Here is a 2,363-nt window from a genome sequence, read left to right as displayed (position 1 = left end):
ACAACTCGTTCTTTAAACGATAATCGTTTGTGTTTTTTTTCCATAATTCAACAAAGATAAAATTTATCATTTGTTGCGTTAGGTTTTTGAATTCTCCAATTTTTGGCAAAAATATCAGCTAACGTTTCGCAGCTTGCAGAAGTGGCGGATTAAGGAAGCCTAAACTTTCGGTTAAACACTGACTTTGCAAGTACAAAACCAACTTTAAATTAAGCCCAAAACCCGCCATTTCTGCAAACTGCTGTTAGCTGATGTTTTTCTTTTTTCAGCTAAACGTTCTTTTAAATTATTTTTTTATAAATCTGTTTGTTTGTCCGTTTAGTTTGTAAATATAAACTCCGTTGCTTAATTCGGTTACGTCTAAATTAATTTCTCCGTTTTCTCCAACTACATTTTTTTGTATTACTTTTTTACCATTTGTATCAAAAACTTCTAAAGTTCCATTTTGTCCGTTTTCTAAATTATTTGTGATTGCAATTTTGTTTTCTGTTGGATTTGGAAAACCAAAAAATGAACTTGCATTTTTATTCAGCATTACAGTTCCTAAAGAAGTTCCAGGTAATGACCAAACATCATATAGATTATTTGTCGCATTTGGTTGAGAATCGTATAAATTCTTTATTGTAATTAATTTAAATTCTCCAGAAGTTCCTTTAATTATATAAGCATCACCTCTGTCGCCTAATTGTTGTAAAATTGCTCCGTTTTGGTTTATTAAAGTTAACTTATAAGTCATTCCGCTTGCGCTACTTATTTCTGTAAATATTAGAAATTCAGTTAATGCGTCAGTATTAAATAATTTGTCTGATGCTCCATAAATTCCATTTAATTCATAACCGCTATCAATTGGAATTGTTACAGTATTTGTCAAAGAATGTGAACTATTATAAATTTTCAAAACATTTGTTCCTTCAACTGTATAATAATTTAATCCAGCATCAGTTTTAAAAGCATTTGTTTGTTCCCAACCAATAATTTTGGTTGCATAAGAATGTTCTAATGTTGCTTGTCCAAATGACAAATTTGAAATTGATGCTGTGGCAATTAAGCCAAAAATAATTTTTCTCATAATTCTGTTTATTTTCCCGACACTTTTTGTGTTTTGGCTTTGGGATTTATAGCCGTTAAACGTTATCTTTTTATGATATTTCCTTTTTGCGTAATTTTTGGCAAAAATATCAGCTAACGGTTTGGGGCTTTGTGAAGTTGGGGATTTCAAGGCACAAATGTTCAATAAACCACTAATGTTGATTAGAATTACTAATGTTCAAATTTAGCACTTCTGCCCCAATTTCACAAAACCCTTGTTATCTGCCGTTCTTTTTTCGGTCGTTATGCTGTCAACCAATTTAAGGCTTCGTTTGTTATTTCGTTATACCATTCCACTTCACTTGTCGTTGTGTTTGCCAATTCGTTAGAACGCTCAAAAAATCGTTGAATGTGTCTTGGTTCTGGAACATACTCTGCATTATGTGAGTCTTCAACCATTTTTACAAATACGCTCAATGGTAAAGGAACGATTGTAGAAGTTCCACCATAATAGCTAATGTTCATTTTATGTAAAGCGTAAAAATGTGCAATACAAGCCTCGTTTATTTTCGGTGCAATGAATAAACAATACGCTGGTTTATTTGTTTCTTTTTTTACTTTTGCAAGATGTCTTGTAACAGGTTCGCTTTCTGTTTCATATTGTCGTTGCCCACCTTGCATTGTAACTTCAACAGTCAAACCAAAATCTCCATAATCACAAACAATATCAGCCATATTTCCTTGTGCTGTTGCCATTGGATTTCCAAAATCATCGAATTTTAAGTTTGCTTTTATATTTCCTCCGTCTAACATTGTCATTGCTCTCCAAGTGTTCCATTCTAACATTAAAGGTGTGTCATAAAGTGAGTTGTCAATGATTTGGTCAAAAGTTGAATTGATTTCTTCAAACAAACGATAGTCCTTTATGGCAGTAACTTGCTCTGAAATTATTTGCTCTTTTCTGCTTTCTAATTCGTCTGCAAAAATTTCTTTTAATTGTTGTAAACTGGTTTCTTCGCTAATTGAAATATGTGAAAATTCTGTTTGAATTTTATTGAAAAGCAACGCTCTGTTATCTGTTAATAAAGTTGGTGTTTCTGCATTGCCAAGATAATTTACATATTCGCTTTCATTGTCAATGAAGCAAGGTTCTCTGTCTGTATGTTGCAAGAAATAATCTACTTCTTCAATTTTTTCAGTTACGATTGAAACAGATTTTCCAATGTGTGAAATATTTACTAATCCTGTCGCTCTTATATACCTTATACAAGCATCTGCATAATCACGCAAATTACTTGCTTTTGTTTTTAAAAATTTGGCAATTGAAGCATCGT

Annotated in this window: 2 protein-coding genes; both read right to left on the bottom strand. The window is 31.9% G+C overall.

Annotated features, from left to right (window positions below):
• Positions 1-286 precede the first annotated feature (286 nt).
• Positions 287-1,069 (bottom strand): T9SS type A sorting domain-containing protein, encoded by a 783-nt coding sequence (locus tag ACH2CG_RS03785; protein WP_395062351.1) that lies wholly within the window; start codon positions 1,067-1,069, stop codon positions 287-289.
• 263 nt (positions 1,070-1,332) lie between these two features.
• Positions 1,333-2,363: AlwI family type II restriction endonuclease (locus ACH2CG_RS03780; RefSeq protein WP_395062349.1), on the bottom strand; the 1,031-nt coding region annotated here is incomplete at its 5' end.

The organism is Flavobacterium sp., assembly GCF_043778725.1.
GTDB lineage: Bacteria > Bacteroidota > Bacteroidia > Flavobacteriales > Flavobacteriaceae > Flavobacterium.
The sequence above is the reverse complement of the archived record's forward strand: the minus strand, read 5'-3'. Positions and strand labels throughout refer to the sequence as shown.

Excerpts from the sequence above, each read along its gene's own strand:
- ACH2CG_RS03785 (WP_395062351.1), bottom strand. The coding sequence starts at position 1,069 with ATGAGAAAAATTATTTTTGGCTTAATTGCCACAGCATCAATTTCAAAT.